This is a genomic window from Haloferula sargassicola (assembly GCF_040362925.1).
Taxonomy (GTDB): domain Bacteria; phylum Verrucomicrobiota; class Verrucomicrobiia; order Verrucomicrobiales; family Akkermansiaceae; genus Haloferula; species Haloferula sargassicola.
This window is the reverse complement of record NZ_BAABRI010000001.1, coordinates 26,243-41,114: the sequence shown is the minus strand read 5'-3', so window position 1 is coordinate 41,114 and position 14,872 is coordinate 26,243. Positions and strand designations below refer to the sequence as shown.

The following is a 14,872-nucleotide window of genomic DNA, read 5'->3' as shown; positions in this document are numbered from 1 at the left end:
CAGCCGGCCGGGATCACCCCGCCAGCTCTGGGCTCCAGGCGACGGCCGTTCAGCCGCGGCGACGACGGGCGAGGCCCAACAGCCCGGCGGCCCATCCGCCGAGGCCGAGCACGCCGGGCTCCGGCACCACCGTGGGAGTGCCGAAGGCCTGCAACTCGTGAATCACCGTGCCACCATCGCCACCCTGGGTGCTTCCCGGGTTCATGAAGACGAACTGGATGCCCGTCACTCCGCTGGCGATCGCTCCGGTCGTGTCGGTCAAGGAGATGAGCGTGGCATTGGTACCGCCGTTCAGGGTGGAGGTGTTCGTGTAGGTCCCGAAATCCGAGTACCCACCGCCCCCGATCGACAAAAGCAGCTGGAAGCTCTGGTCGCCGAGATACGAGTCGTTCCAACCGGCGATCGACTGGATTTCCGTGAGGTCATAGCCGGTGGCACTGCCCGTCAGCTCGAAGGTGATCGTGACCGGCATCCAGTTTGCCGGGTCGCCGTTGTTCATCGTCGCCCAGTAGGAAAGGTTGCCATTGGCCGCGGCGCTTCCGTCGTTCAACCCGGTGGTCGGGAAGGTGCCTGGAAACTGACCGGGATGGCTCGCGGACATCGAGGCGAGCGATGGTTGCCCCGCCGTGATCAGATTGGGACTGATCTCGCCATCGAAGGAGGTCCGCGCGGGACCCTCCTGCGGGGTGAAAATCACGGCGGCCTGAGAAACGGACACGGCGAACGCGGCGCTGGCCGCCAGGGACGGAAGGAAGGGGAGTTTTTTCACGATGGGGAGCCTAGCAAACATGCTCCCGGGCGTAAGGTCCCTGATCCGGGGAAAGGGTGCACTGGACGTGCTTCGCTACTCCTCAAGGGGATCGGATCCGCTCCTCGCCTGGCGCCATTGCGTCGGGGTGACCCCGCGGATTTCCTGGAAGATCCGGCTGAAATAGCGGGAATTCCGATATCCCACCTGCCGCGCAACCTCCTTCACCGAATATCTCGGACTGCGCAACAACTCCATGGCCCGCCGCATCCGCACCATCGTGAGGAACTCCATGACGGAAGACCCCGTATCCTGGCGGAACATCCGGCACAGATAGTTCGCGCTGTAGCCCACCACCTCGGCCACCATCTCAGGGCTGAGGGGCTCGGCATGATGCTCCTCGAGATAGCGCATGGCCACGGCCACCGACTCGCGGACCCGCATCGACCCCCGGGGCTCGTTCGCTACCCGAGAAAACCTGCAGGCATCCAGCAACACCTGACTGAGGATCGCGTTCGCCTGAAGCCCGCCCACCGTATCCTGGTGTTGCCAGGCCTCGACCAATTGCAGCAGCGCCTGGGCCAGCGGGTATCCGGCGGGAAACACCGTCTCCACCGGAACCTCGAGATCCGGAGAAAGATCGACTTCGTAAGGCTTGCGAAGATAGATCGGCTTGCGATCAGGAAAGCCTTCGCAAAGGTCGAAATGCACCGCGACATGGCGGGTGGACATCGAGGCATCCATCTCGAAATGGCTTGGCTGGAACGGAGGCTGGACCAGCAGCGTCCGGGGCGTGAAGCCATGACTCTTGCCATTGATCCAGCAGTTTCCCGAGGCCGAAAAGAAATACACCAGGCAGAAATCATAAACCTCCCGCGGCTCCATCACCACACCCATGGACACGTGCGCCAGGCGGATGGCCGGCCGGAACCGCCTGGCCTCGAGCTTCCGCGGCGCCTGACCGCTGCGGGTTTCCCGATCGGTGAACTGGTAAAAGGGCGACGGACTTGGCGAAGGCATCAGCGGGGGAACATGGAGAATTCGCTACGGCAGAACAATCGTTTTCCTATCGGGCGCACGGGCCCATGCTAGAGGTGAATTCAACCGCATGAACGCCACCCTTCCCAAGGAACAAGCCCACGCCCTCAGCGAGGCCATCCTCCGTTTCCTCGGCCACATCCCGGACAGCCAGCGCCACCCCGCCGCCTCGCCGGAAGAAGCCGCGCGCCGGATCACCGGCGCGGCCGCCTCGCGCGCCGCCACCACCGCCGGCGTGCTCGCCCTGCCGCCCGGACCGCTCGCCTGGGCCACCATCCTGCCGGAAATCATCGCCGTGTGGAAAATCCAGGCCCAGATGGTGGCCGACATCGCCGCCGTCTTCGACAAGCGCGCCCAGCTTTCCCGCGAGCAGATGCTCTACTGCCTGTTCCGCCACACCGCCGCGCAGGCGGTGCGCGATCTCGTCGTCCGCGTCGGTGAGCGCTACCTGGTCCGCCGCGCGAGCTACCGTTCGCTGGAGCTGGCGGCGAAAAAGGTCGGCATCAAGGTCACCCAGCGCGCCTTGGGCAAAGGCATCTCACGGATCATCCCCCTGCTCAGCGCCGTCGGCGTCGGCGGCTATGCCTGGTATGACACCGCCCGGGTGGCCAGGACCGCCATCGAGCTCTTCGGCAGCGAGATCGAGCACGAACTGCCCGCCCCGGCCGACGACATCCTTGAGACGGAACCGACCCGCACGTAGTTCCCCCTTCAGGGGGTGGCGTTGCCAGAGCGCCCCTATCAAAAAACCCGCTCTCCGCAACCCCCTGAAGGGGGAACTACCTACAGCCCTCCGTCCACCCCAACGACTCCGCGCCCATCCGCACGTTGTTCCCCCTTCAGGGGGGCCGCGCTGCCAGAGCGCCTCATCAAAAAACCCGCTCTCCGCAACCCCCTGAAGGGGGAACTACCTACAGCCCTCCGTCCACCCCAACAACTCCGCCCCCATCCGCAGGTTGTTCCCCCTTCAGGGGGCCGCGCTGCCAGAGCGCCCCCATCAAAAAACCCGCTCTCCGCAACCCCCTGAAGGGGGGACTACCTACAGCCGCTTACCGCTCTCACCTTTCTTCGTGCGGCTGCCGGATCTCCGGGTCCACGTCGATCGGCGACGACGACTTCTCCATTTTTTCGATGCTCCCATCCAGGTCCTGCACCGGCACCACCTTGATGTCCACCTCCACCGGCACCGCCCGCAAGCCCTCGATGATCTCCCGCAATCTCGCCACGGTCTCCTCCCCCAGCGTCTGCGGCTTCGCATAGTGCGTGCCCGCTGCCGCGATCCCCTCGCGGATCGACAGCAACCCGTCGTTGAACTGCGTCAACTGCGCCACCACCCGCGCGACCGGGTCGTTCTCCCCCGCTCCGCCGAGCAGCTTGTGCTTGTTGAAGTCCTTCTTGATCTGCTCCCAGCGCGCGGCCTGCTTGTCATCCAAGAGACCCTCCATTTCGTAAAACTTCAGCAGGTTCGCCTCGGCGGCCTTGGTCAGGTTCTGCGACTCGCCGCGGTAGTGGTCGATCACGATCTGCCGCACCTCCTCCGGCGTCATCAGCGGCAGCACCTTTTCCGCGATCCGGTTCATGTTCCGATACGAGCCCTGGAGCTTGAACGCCGGCTCGGTCCGATACGCATCCTCCTGCGCCGCGCTGCGGATGTATTCGAGGTTCACGCGCAGGATCGTGTCGCGCACACCGAGCAGGTGCTTCGTCACCGCGACCATCTCGTCGATCTCCGCCGGCGTGTAGTTGCCCTCGAAGTCCGCTCCATCGCGGCTGCCGGTTTCCGCGATGCGAATCACCGTAAGCACATCCTTCTGCGAGCGACTCGCGAGTCGCGAAAGCGCAGGATTCGAAGTCAGCGAGTTTTCGATATAACTTGATTTGAACGCCGCCTCGTGTCCGCCGAGGATGTCGCCGAGATTGTAGGTGTCCGCCCGGTTGGCGAGCATGTCCGGGATCTGGAATTTGCCGCCGCTCTCGGTGTAGGGATTGCCGGCCATGACCACGGCGACCTTTCTACCGCGCAGGTCGTAGGTCCGCGCCTTGCCCTTCCACACGCCCTCGATCTTCCGCTGGGCGTCGCAGAGCGAAATGAACTTCTGCAAGAACTCGGGATTCGTGTGCTGGATGTCATCGACGTAGATCATCACGTTGTCGCCCATCTCCAGCGACAGGTTCAAGCGGATCACCTCCTCGCGCGCCGCGGCGTTCGGAGCCTCGCCGGGATCCAGCGACAGCACGTCGTGACCCAGCGCCGGGCCGTTGATCTTCACGAAAGTCAGGCCCAGCCGGTTGGCGACGTATTCCATCAATGTCGTCTTGCCATAGCCCGGCGGCGAGATGAGCAACAGCATGCCCATGCGGTCCGTCCGCGTGTCCGCGCCGGCCGTGCCGAGCTGCTTGGCGAGGTTGTCGCCGATCAGCGGCAGATAGACCTCGTCGATCAGCCGGTTCCGCACAAAGGCGCTCATCACCTTCGGCTTGAACTCATCCAGCCGCATCTCCGCGCGACGCTCCTCGGTCATCCGCTGCTTCAGCGTGGAAAGCTCGCGGAAATCCTTCGCCACCGTGGCCTCGTGCCGCGCCACCCGGTCGAGGAACTCGCTGTAGTGAATCTCCAGCTCGCCGCCCTCGATCCGCGAATGGCTCGATCTCAGCCCGTCCACCTTCACCGCCAGCTCGACGGTCTTCACCGAGCGCTGTTCGAATCCCCCGCGCGCCAGATGCGCCGCCGCTTCATCAATCACCGCGTGGCGCAGGCCCGCGGGCATCGATTCCAGCACCCCTTCGCCGCTCGCGGAAAAACCGAGCAACCAATCGCGCGCGACCTCAAACTTCACCTCGGGCGAAAGCCCGTCGATCGACTCCGCAAACATCTTCTCCCCCCGTTTCGCCACCAACGCATGCTCCAAACCGCGCACCAGCTCCGCCGCCGCTGCGGAAACCACAAAGCCATCGCCCCCCGCGAGCTCATCGCCGAGATAATCCACCACGTGGCGGCGGATTCCATCCGCCATGCCCCCGAACAATCCAATCTCCTCCTCCCAAGCCACAAAGGCCTTCCAGAGCCGCAGCTTCCACCGCTCCAAATCCCCGCCCTCGCTGAACAAACCACGACGTTTCCCGTAGCTCGCGAACTGCCCCTCCAGCACCTCCTTCGCCGGATCGCTCCACGATTCCCAGAACACCATCGCCGCCGCCCGCGTCCGCGGACCGTAGCGCAGCAGCCCCGCTTCCGCGTGCACCGGAAGCAACGCATCGAGCAGCTTCGCCGCGTCCTCGTCATGCACGCCCTTGGTATATCCCTCGGCATATCTCGGCTGCATGAAGGCCTGTACCCTCCCCAGCAGCTCGTCACCCGCCATCGGAGCGCTGGCTTCAGCCGGCGCGAGCAAATACCGCCACACCAAATACTCCACCCGCGCCACCTCCGGCCCCTCGCTCGGCACCTCCAAATCCCACGCATCCCGCGTCGCGAGAAACGCCGGATCCGTGATCGGCTCGAAGAACTTCGTGCCTGCCAGATGAAACGCCATCGTGTCCTCGTGCGGCACGATCGTCATCTCCAGCGCCTGCGTGTTCACGCTGAAGGCATGCTTGCCGAAGCGCAGCACGTTCTGGCCGTCGACGAACAAGTCCTTTTTGTCCTTCAACTGCCGCACGCCGTCCTCGCGCAGCGTTTTCAGCCGCGTCTGCAGGTCGTCCGCCTTCACCGGATCACCGAGGGAGGTGAGCTGCGCGACGATGTCCCGCACCTTCTCGATCATCGGATCGGTGGCGAAATAACTGTGAACCTCCTCGATTTCCTTGAAGGCCGAAACGCGGTTGCGGATGCCGTTGAGGATCCGTTCGGCGCTCTTGAAAAGCGCGCCCGCCCGCTTCTGGCGGGCCTCCATCAGCTGCGTCCGCCGACCCTCGAAGGCGTCGTAGATTTCCTCCCGCCGGGTGGTGAGCTGCTCGATGTATTCGTCAAACTCGGAGAATTTCCCCTCCAACTCCTCGACCTGCACCATCAAGCGCGTCAGCGACTCGTCGCACTTCTCCGGCGTGTCGCAGAGGTCGAGGTAGTTCGCCAGCGCCTGCGACAGCAGCTTCATCTGCGCCGCGAACTGCGCCTCGCCTTCGCCCTTTGCCAGCTCCTTGCGTAGGTTGCGCAGCGACCCGCGGGTGCCGTTGAGTTTTGCGTAAAGCGCGGAGATCCGCTCGATGATCGCCGTGGTCTGCGTCGCGTCGGCGATCTTCAGGCCGCCGACGATCTCGATCAGCATCTCCAGCTCGCCCGCCGCCTTGTCGAGCGCCTCGCCAACCTCGTCGGCTTCGGTGACTTTCGTGATCTTCGAAAGCCCGGCCTCTTGTTCGTCGATCGCGTCCGCGTAGGTCTTGAGCGAGTCCTCGCCGAGCAGGAAATCGACCGTCCGCTGCGAAGTCGCGTCGGTCGTTTCGACGACCTCCTTTTCCATCACATCGATCACCGCCGGATCGGTGTAGCGGACCTCGCGCAGGCCGATGATTTCCCCGCGCAGTTTGCGCAGCGTGGCGAGGTGATGGACCAGCGGCTTGAGCTCGTCGCCGGGCGCGGTCTTCGCTTCGCGCACGGCCGCCTCCACTGCCGATTTCACCGCCTTCGTCCGCTCGGCTGCGGTTTCCCGCAGGCGCTGGACTTTCTCGAACTCGCCGATCGCCGCCTCGGCCGCCTGCTTGATTTCGCGCAGCGGCGCGGCGAGCGAGCCGCACTCGTCGCGATCAAGCCAGAAATACGCGTCCAGCAGGTCGCCGGCGCGCTTCACGAGGTCGAGGTAGAGCCCGGCGAACGAGTCGTCCTTGTGCAGCAGCGTCAGCAGCTCACGCGCCTCGGCCATGCCGCGGACCAGCTCGGGATTACCGATTTTGAACAGGAACGAACTCGGGTCGGTCGCGCTGTCGAGCGCCGCCTCGTCGTCCAAGTACGGCGTTTGCCATATCTGAAGTGCGTGGTGCTTCTGCGGCTGGCCGTCGGTGCGGAACAGCACGAGCTGGCCATCGCCGAAGAGCGAGAAGCCGGAACACAGGATCGGCGTTTCGACGCTCTGCTGGATCCGGTTGTAGGACAATAGGACGTATTCGCCGTTCGGCCGGTTGTAGAAGGAAAACAGGACGTCCTCGCCGTTCGACGACGCCACCCGGCGCTCGAAGCGCATGTCGAGGAGGCCGTGGTCGAAGGTCTTCAGCTCGCCGCTTTGGAGCAGGTAGCCGTTGGCGAAAACGATGCCGTGATCGTCGGGCAGTAGCACGCACGAATCGCCGATGGCATCGAGGCGATGCACCGTTTTGGTCTTTTCGTTGAAGACGAGATAGCGGTGCAGGCTTTCCCGATAGGGCAGGATCTTGAGCAGGATCAGCGAGCCGACGCAGGCGTAGAAGATCTCGGCGTCGTCGAGCGTCTGGTCGCTCTCCGTGACCGGCTCGGCATAGATCCCCTCGCCCGACTCGGTGTTGTCCTCGACCTTGATCGTCAGGTCGCCGCCGACCGTTTCCACGAAGACCCGGTCCTCGATCGAGATATGCGGATGCAGCCCCGAGCGATGCATGCCGCGGTGGGCGCGCTGCCACTCGAACTCGTGCTGCTTGGGATAGACATATTCGTGATCGGAACGGTTGCCGACATATTCGAGCTTCCCGCCGACGATCCGCCACTTGAAGACCTTGATGTCCTGGAGGGTCTTGCCGGCGCGCATCGCGATGAACAGATGCGGCCCGATGACCATGAACTTCTGGAAGACGGTCTCGCGGTAGTACTTGTAGAGATAAGCGAAGTCTTCGGAGAAACGGGGATCGTCGAGAATTTCGCTGACCGGCACCGGCGTGAAGCTGCGGCTTTCCGGATCGTAATCGTAGGCGGCGAAGACGTCCTGGATATCGGTCGTCTGCTTGAGCCCGAACTGGATGTTGTAGCCGAACAGGAAGCGGTGTTTCCCCACCGTGACCAGGTCGCGGGCGACGCAGTTGTGCTCGGTGGACACCCGCTCGGTGCCGAGCAGGGCGGTCTCGACGCCTCCGAACACCGAAAGGCGCTCGGCATTGAGACTTTCGAGCTTTTCGCGCAGCGTCTGGCCGTGCTTCTCAAGGCGGGCGCGGATGACTTCATACACACCGCCTTCGAGCTGGTCTGGTTTGGGATTCTCCTCTGGCATGGGCTGGGGCTCCGGATGGGGAAACAACGAAAGGGTCGAAATGGACGAAATTTAAGACTGGAGAGATGGAGGAACCGATTGGTCGCGGAGCCAGTCGGCGAGGACGATGCGTTCCCATTCGAGGCCACCGATCCGGCCGTAGTTGACGAGGATGCCGAGCTTGAGACCGGTGGCCTTGAGATAGTTCACGACTTGGGCGCGGTGGTTGTCGTCGAGCGCCTTGGCGGCTTTGACTTCGAGCAGGATCTTGTCGTGGGTCACGAAATCGGCCTGGTGGCTGCGCTTCAGGTGACGTCCTTTGTAGGTCAGAGGAAGGTGAGGATGATGCACTGCGGGGACTTCCCGCAGCTCGAATTCAATCTCAAGGCACTCATGGTAGATGGGCTCCACAAATCCAGCCCCCTTCTCCTTGTAGACCTCGAAGCAGGCCCCCATGACTTGGTAGCTTTCCTCCTTGTAGAGAATCCCACTCATCCCTCTTCAGATTTCGTCCATTTCGCCAATTTCGTTGTTCCTCCTCATTTCAAAACCTCGGTCGCCTTCGTGTCCGCGAGATCGAAGCGGTCGGCGGCGCCGAGGAAGGTGAGGAGCTTGCGGCGGGTTTCGCCGCTGGCGTCGACGAGCAATTTGCCGAGCACCGCACCCACGGTGAGGTCCTTGACGTCTTCCGCGGTCACGCCGAACTGGCCGGCCCAGTCCTTGAGCTGGGCGCGGAAGTAGTCGGGGTCGCCGTTGAAAAACGTGTCCTTCACGTCGCGCAGGGTCTCGCTGTGGTCCACGAGCCGATCGACGGCCTTGCCGCGGGCGATGGCCGAAGTGATTTGGTCGAAGAACCGATTTTCGCCGCCGATGATCTCGATCTTGGCCGACTTCATGGCTTCTCCGAGCACCGCGGCCTGCGCCTCGGCGATGTCCTTCTGGATGTGGATCTCGGCCAACTCGATGGCCTTCTCCTTTTCGAGCGTCAGCTTGAACTCCTCGTGCGCCTGGCCGGCTTCCTCGAAGAGCTTCATCGCCTCGGCCTTCTTGTGGATGCCCTCGGCCTCGGCCTCGAACTTGAGGCGTTCGACCTCGGCTTCCGCGGCTCCTTGTTTCTGGGTCGCGTCGGCCTTGGCCAGCATGACCTCGGCCTCGCCGATGCCCACGGCAGCCGACTCCTTGGTCGTGGCTTCGGCGAGCATCTTCTTGGCGCTCGCCTCCTTCTCGCTTGCGGCCTGCTCGGCCTCGGCGATGACGATCCGCTCCTCGGCCTTCAGCTCGGCGGCCTTGCGCGCGGCCTCGGCGGCCTTCACTTCCTCATAAACCTTCTGGTCGGCGGCGAGCTCGGCGGCTTGTTTCACCGCCTCGGCCTCCTTGACGCGACGGATGACTTCTTCCTGCGCGGCGGCTTCGGCGAGCGTGACCTTGACCTGCTTCTCCCGATCCGCACCGGCGAAGGCCTCGGTGTCCTTGATGCGCTCCTGCTCGATGACGACCAATTTCTCGACCGCCACGCGCTCCTTGATCACGTCCTGAATCGCCTTGCGCTCCACTTCGACGGCCTTCTCCTTGTCGATATCCTTGAGCGTGGTGAGACGCTCGCGCTCGATCGATTCGAGCTGCTGGTCGCGTTTCACGCGCTCGACCTCGACGGCATCGGTGCGCTCCTTGTTGCGCTGGGCGACGAGCACCTGGCGCTGCTTGTTCTCCTCCGCGACCTGGATTTCCTCCTCCGCGGTGATGCGCGCGCGCTCCGACTTCTGGCGCTCTTCCTCGCGGACCTTCTGCGTTTCCGCCTGCTCGCGGGCACGGACGCTCTCGACCTCGCGCTGCTGCTTGGCCTCGGTCTCGGCGAGCTGTCGTTCGAGCTCGAGGATCGCCTCGCGGGCCTCGACGTCCTGCTGCTTGATGACCTTCTCCTTGTCGCGGAGGATGTTGTTGGAAAGCTTCGCCTGACCGGCGGTGAGTTCGGTGATCTTCTTGATGCCCTCGGCGTCGAGGATGTTGTCGGGATCGAGCGACTCGACCGGCGTTTGTTCGAGATAATCGATCGCCGCGTCGTCGAGCACGAAGCCGTTCAGGTCGGTGCCGATCACCTTCAAAATCTCATCGCGGAAAGTGTCGCGGTCCTCGTAGAGCTGGATGAAGTCGAAGCGTTTGCCGACGGTTTTCAGCGCCTCGGAAAACTTCGCGTCGAACAACTCGCGGATCGAATCCTGGGAACTCGCGCGCTCGCAGCCGACCGATTGGGCGACGCGCAGCACGTCGTCGTAGGCGTGGTTCACCCGCACGAAGAAGGCGACCTTGATGTCGGCGCGCAGGTTGTCCTTGCAGATCAGGCCGCCCTTGGCGGTGCGGTCGATCTCGATCCGCTTCAGCGAGATGTCCATCGTTTCCAGCCGGTGAAAGACCGGGAAGACGAGCATGCCGTTGAAGTTCACCTGGGTGCCGCCGAAGCCGGTGCGGACGAGCGCGGTGCCCTTCTTCACCTTGCGGTAAAGCATGGCGTAGACGCCGCTGACCATGACCAGCACGGCGAGGAGGATGCCGATGACGAGACCGACGATGCCGATCCACGCGGGGAGTTCCAGCGCGGCGATGACGTATGATGTTAGGTTCATGAGTTCTCGGGGTGGACTTTGACGAGATAGACGTCGCGGTCCGGGTCACGGCTTTCGACCATGACGCGGGTTCCGCGGGAGAGCGGCTCGGCCCCGGGCGCGAGGCGGGCGTTGATGAGCAAGGGGGACTCGGGGTCCTCGACCTCGACCTGGCCGGCGCTGGCATCGCACACGCGGCTGCGGACGCGACCGGCACGACCCAGGACGGGCTTGGCCTCGCCCTCCAGTCCGCGCAGGGAAATGAACATCGGCCGCAGCGCGAGCGCGGTGAGTTTGGTCAGCACCAAGGCCGGCAGGAGCGCCCAGGCATCGAGCTTGGCGGCTTCGACGCCGTCGTTTCCCGGCGGGAAAAAGTAGTGCCCGAGCATGGCCCCGCCCCACAGGTAGACGAGGAGGAAGCTGAGCAGCGCGGCGACCGGGACTTCATCGCCATGGAAAAAACGGAACAGCCAGCGCATCGAGCCGCCGACGAGGTCGCCGCCATCGCCGGAGTCGAACCCGCCCTCGCCGCCATCGAAGCCGATGAAATCGAAATCGAAGCTGCCGATGAGGCAGGTGACCCAGAAAAGGGCCATGGGGATCAGCAGAATCGACAGGGGCAACACCCCCGGGCTGATGGCCAGATTCCAGATTTCTTCGATCACCTTGCGTCGGATCCCAGCGGAGCAGCGTCCCGAGGGCCACTACAAAGCGAGTCCGACATTCGAAGACGGTCGGTTTTTTCCAAGGTTAGAGATTTCTCAATGACCTCGCGGCATCGCTGCGGGCGGCGAACAGGGCGGGCAGCCAGGCGGCCAGCGCGCAGAGGAGAAAGGCGACGACGCCGATGACGACTACCTCGGCCGGGTTCACGTGGGCCGGCAGCACGCTGAAGCCCGTGATGTCCGCGCGGAAGGGATCGAAGCCGACGCCGCGCAGGGCGACCTGGAGCTGCTGCCGCACCCGGATCACCAGCAATCCAAGACCGATCCCTGAAAGCGCGCCGAACATGCCGAGCACCATGCCTTGATAGACGAAGACCCGCACGATCTGGCCCGGAGCGGCTCCGAGGGCCTTCATCACCCCGATCTCCCGGCGTTTCTGGATGGTCACGGTGAACATCACCGCAGTCATGGAAAAGGCCGACACCAGGACGATGAACGACAGCACGAAATACATCATCACGCGCTGCTGCTCGATCAGCACGGAGAAGTTCTTCATGACTTCCACCTCCATCCACGGGGTCAGCATCCAGCCCGGCTCACCCAGCTTGGACGCGATCTCCTGAGCGACCTGGCGGGCCAGGTAGGGATCATCGAGGCGAATACCGATCGCCTGCACTTCGCCATCCAGCCCGGCCAGCTCCTGCGCCAAACCGAGCGGCATGAAGACATCGGGCGTCATCGCCATCTGCGAGGCCGCATACACGCCGATCACCACCGCCTCTTTGGGCAGGACGAACTGCTCGATGTTCTTGAGCGCGCCGGCGTCCATTTTTTCGACGTCGGTCGTCTTGAGCTCGTCGAGAATGGCGAGAAACTGCTCCGGCGACGCCTTGCCGAGCTTCTGGATGCGGTTCACCTCGTCGTTTGCCGCGGAGTCGAGCAGGGTCACGGCATTGAAAACGATCTCCTCCTCCTGCTGGCGGGGCTCGGATTGGAGGATGTTGAGCAGCGGCGTGTAGATCGCGTTGAAGTCGTCGGTTGTGAGCTGCGAGCCCTCGTCGGTTTCCTTCCAGGTCGTGGCCACCAGTTCGCGAACTTTTTCCAGCTCGGCGGCGAACTTTTCCCTGACCGGCGGCTGCTTGGTTTTGTCGAACACGCGCTCGACTTCCTCCAGATTGCGCATGGTGAGCAGGCTGATCTTGTCGCCCACGCCGATGCCGAATTGCTTGGCGGTGCGCGAGGCGATGACCACCCGGTCGTCGATGCTCATGTCGGCCGAACTTCCGGGATAGTCCTCCATGTCGAGCATTGCCTGCAATCCCTTCACGGCGGCCGCGCTTTCGCTATCGATGCCTTGGAAAGTGCCATAGAGACGCCGGCCCTCCACGTCCATCATCAGCGAATCCTGCACGACCGGACCGGCTTCGGCCACGCCGTCGAATTGCTCGACCTGCCGGGCCATGGTCCGCCAGTCGGCGAGGCCGAAGTGCATCCCGTCCGGCGCGTAATCCATGCGGATGTGCGGGATGAAACCGAGGAAGCGGCTTTTGATTTCCCGCTCCATGCCCGAGTAGACGGACATCACCACCACCAGCGCGAGCACGCCGAGCATGACGCCGATCACGGAAATCATGGCCACCACGGAAAGCATCGCCCGCCGGGGGTTGAGATATCGCCAGGCGAGCATGAAGCTGAAGGAACGTCGGGCCATGCCTCCCCCTAAGCGTCACCACTCCGCGAGGCAAGTGCCGCGAAGTTCCCCGCCTCACCCCAGCTCGATCGCGATCGCCTTCAAATACTCCGCCTCGGCAAAGCCCGGCGGGTGGTCGGCGGCATGCCCACTGGTCCAAAGCTCCCGCCACGGGCGTCCGCTGCGGCGGGCCTCCTCGCGCATCAGCGCCAGGAACTCCGCCGCCCTCACGTGCGCCGAGCAGGAGGCGGCCACCAGCACGCCGCCGGGCCGCAGGTGGCGGATCGCGTCGGCATTCAGCTTGCGATACGCCTTCAGCGCTCCCGCCTTTTCCCGCTCGCGCTTCGCCAGCGAGGGCGGATCGGTGACGATCAGGTCCCAGCGGCCCGTCGTTTCCGCCATCCAGGCGAAGGCATCGGCCTGGACGGCCTCGCGTTTCACCGACACCTCCGGGTTGAGCTCGAAGTTCCGCCCGGCGCTCTCCAAGGCATGCGCGCTGATGTCCAGATCGGTCACCGAGCTCGCCCCGCCGCGCGCCGCATAGACCGAGAAGCCGCCGGAGAAACTGAACACGTTCAGCACGTCGCGACCCTCCGCGAGCTGCTCGACGCGGGCCCGGTTGTCGCGCTGATCGAGGAAAAAGCCCGTCTTCTGGCCGTGCCGCACCGCCGCCTCGAAGCGCAGTCCGTTTTCCGAAAACACCACGACCTCCTGCCCGGCTTGGCCGACGAAGCCCTCGTCGAGGTCCGCCAGGTTCCTCGCCACCCGCCGGACCAGGTATCGCGGCTCGAAGACCTCCCGCAGGATGCTCTCGATTTCCGCCCAGCGTGAAACCCAGGCCGCGCTGTAGAGTTTTACCACCAGGGTGTCGTCGTAGCGGTCTGCCACCAGGCCGGGAAATCCTTCGCTGTCGCCATTGATGCAGCGGTAGCCGGTGGTGTCCGGGCCGAAGCCGGAGCGGCGGTCACGACAGGCCCGCGCCCGATCGAGCCACCAGCCGCGGTCGATTTTTTCCGGCGCTCCGGAGTGAATGATCCGCAGCGGGATCGGCGACTCCGGATCCCAGAAGCCCACCGCCAGGAAGCGGTCCCGGCGATCGTACACCACCGCGAGTTCGCCGGGTTCGCCGGGGCGATTGGTCGATTTCACCGACTCGGCGAAAACCCACGGGTGCCCGGCGCGGACGGTGGTTTCCGCGCGCGGGAAGAGCCGGATTTTCAAGGACGGATTCGCCATGGGCGGTCAGCCTGACCGCGGCCCGGCCCGACGACAACCGTGGCGTGGCCATGACAGAGAAACATGCTGATGGGAGAATACGCGGAGGTTGCGTTTCGGGGAAACGGGTTCCATCGTGGCGCCGAAATACAGCACCCAACGCTCATGACCCGAATTCTGATCCCACTTCTCGCCACCCTCGGCCTCGCCGCCGCCCAGGATGACGCCGCCAAGGCCAAGCTGATGGAGACCGGCAAGACCGCCTTCGCCACCTGCATGGCCTGCCATGGTCCGGACGGCACCGGCCTCCCGGTCGGAGACAAAAAGATGGCGCCATCGCTGGCCGGCTCACCGATCGCCACCGGAAAGCCCGACATCTTCGCGGGCGTGATCCTCAAAGGCATCGCCAAGGAAACGCAGGACTACATGGGGGTGATGGCTCCGCTCGAAGCCACCTTCCAGACCGACGAAATGCTGGCCGCGATCATGACTTACGTTCGCAGCTCCTTTGGCAACGACGCGGGCATGGTGACTCCGGAGCAGGCCAAGGAATACCGGGCCAAGTGGGCGGACAAGAAAGAGCCCCTCAAGCGCGCCGACATCGAGGAGATGGAGAAGAAGTAATTCGCTCTGAAACCGTTTTCAGCAGGGATCTCCACGTGGGGTCCCTGCTTTTTCTTTGGCTTCAGGAACGGTTGGCGGTGAACCGAATGTGACGGAGTCACGACCCGTTTTCAGAAAATGGAGAAAACCTGCTTGAATGGAACCGG

At 63.9% G+C, this 14,872-nt stretch carries 10 protein-coding genes; 2 read left to right on the top strand and 8 right to left on the bottom strand.

Going from position 1 to position 14,872, the window contains the following annotated elements; all coding sequences use genetic code 11:
• Positions 1-49: 49 nt before the first annotated feature.
• Positions 50-769, bottom strand: a complete 720-nt coding sequence (locus tag ABXH26_RS00155; RefSeq protein ID WP_353564988.1) for a PEP-CTERM sorting domain-containing protein — start codon at positions 767-769, stop codon at positions 50-52.
• 75 nt (positions 770-844) lie between these two features.
• Positions 845-1,768: a helix-turn-helix transcriptional regulator gene (locus ABXH26_RS00150; protein ID WP_353564987.1), complete on the bottom strand. Its 924-nt coding sequence runs from the start codon at positions 1,766-1,768 to the stop codon at positions 845-847.
• A gap of 88 nt (positions 1,769-1,856) precedes the next feature.
• Here ABXH26_RS00150 and ABXH26_RS00145 point away from each other — a divergent pair, with 88 nt between their 5' ends.
• Complete coding sequence (locus ABXH26_RS00145) at positions 1,857-2,489, top strand: hypothetical protein (protein ID WP_353564986.1); 633 nt, start codon at positions 1,857-1,859, stop codon at positions 2,487-2,489.
• Positions 2,490-2,844: 355 nt separating this feature from the next.
• Here the strand turns inward: ABXH26_RS00145 and ABXH26_RS00140 are convergent, their stop codons facing one another.
• From ABXH26_RS00140 to ABXH26_RS00115, 6 genes are all read right to left on the bottom strand, one after another.
• On the bottom strand, positions 2,845-7,953 hold the full coding sequence (locus tag ABXH26_RS00140; protein WP_353564985.1) for a DNA repair ATPase: 5,109 nt from the start codon (positions 7,951-7,953) through the stop codon (positions 2,845-2,847).
• A 51-nt stretch (positions 7,954-8,004) separates the two neighbouring features.
• A complete protein-coding gene (locus ABXH26_RS00135; protein ID WP_353564984.1) occupies positions 8,005-8,427 on the bottom strand; it encodes a GxxExxY protein in 423 nt (140 codons plus the stop codon).
• A gap of 44 nt (positions 8,428-8,471) precedes the next feature.
• Positions 8,472-10,553, bottom strand: coding sequence for a flotillin family protein (locus ABXH26_RS00130; RefSeq protein ID WP_353564983.1), 2,082 nt, complete (start codon positions 10,551-10,553; stop codon positions 8,472-8,474).
• Positions 10,550-11,197 carry a hypothetical protein gene (locus ABXH26_RS00125; RefSeq protein ID WP_353564982.1) on the bottom strand — a complete coding sequence of 216 codons (648 nt, stop codon included), beginning with the start codon at positions 11,195-11,197 and terminating at the stop codon, positions 10,550-10,552. The genes ABXH26_RS00130 and ABXH26_RS00125 overlap by 4 nt, the downstream gene beginning before the upstream one ends.
• Before the next feature lie 85 nt (positions 11,198-11,282).
• Positions 11,283-12,884, bottom strand: coding sequence for an FtsX-like permease family protein (locus tag ABXH26_RS00120; protein WP_353564981.1), 1,602 nt, complete (start codon positions 12,882-12,884; stop codon positions 11,283-11,285).
• A gap of 78 nt (positions 12,885-12,962) precedes the next feature.
• Complete coding sequence (locus tag ABXH26_RS00115) at positions 12,963-14,108, bottom strand: class I SAM-dependent rRNA methyltransferase (protein WP_353564980.1); 1,146 nt, start codon at positions 14,106-14,108, stop codon at positions 12,963-12,965.
• 159 nt (positions 14,109-14,267) lie between these two features.
• Between ABXH26_RS00115 and ABXH26_RS00110 the strand changes: the two genes are divergently transcribed.
• Positions 14,268-14,726, top strand: coding sequence for a c-type cytochrome (locus ABXH26_RS00110; RefSeq protein ID WP_353564979.1), 459 nt, complete (start codon positions 14,268-14,270; stop codon positions 14,724-14,726).
• Positions 14,727-14,872: the final 146 nt, after the last annotated feature.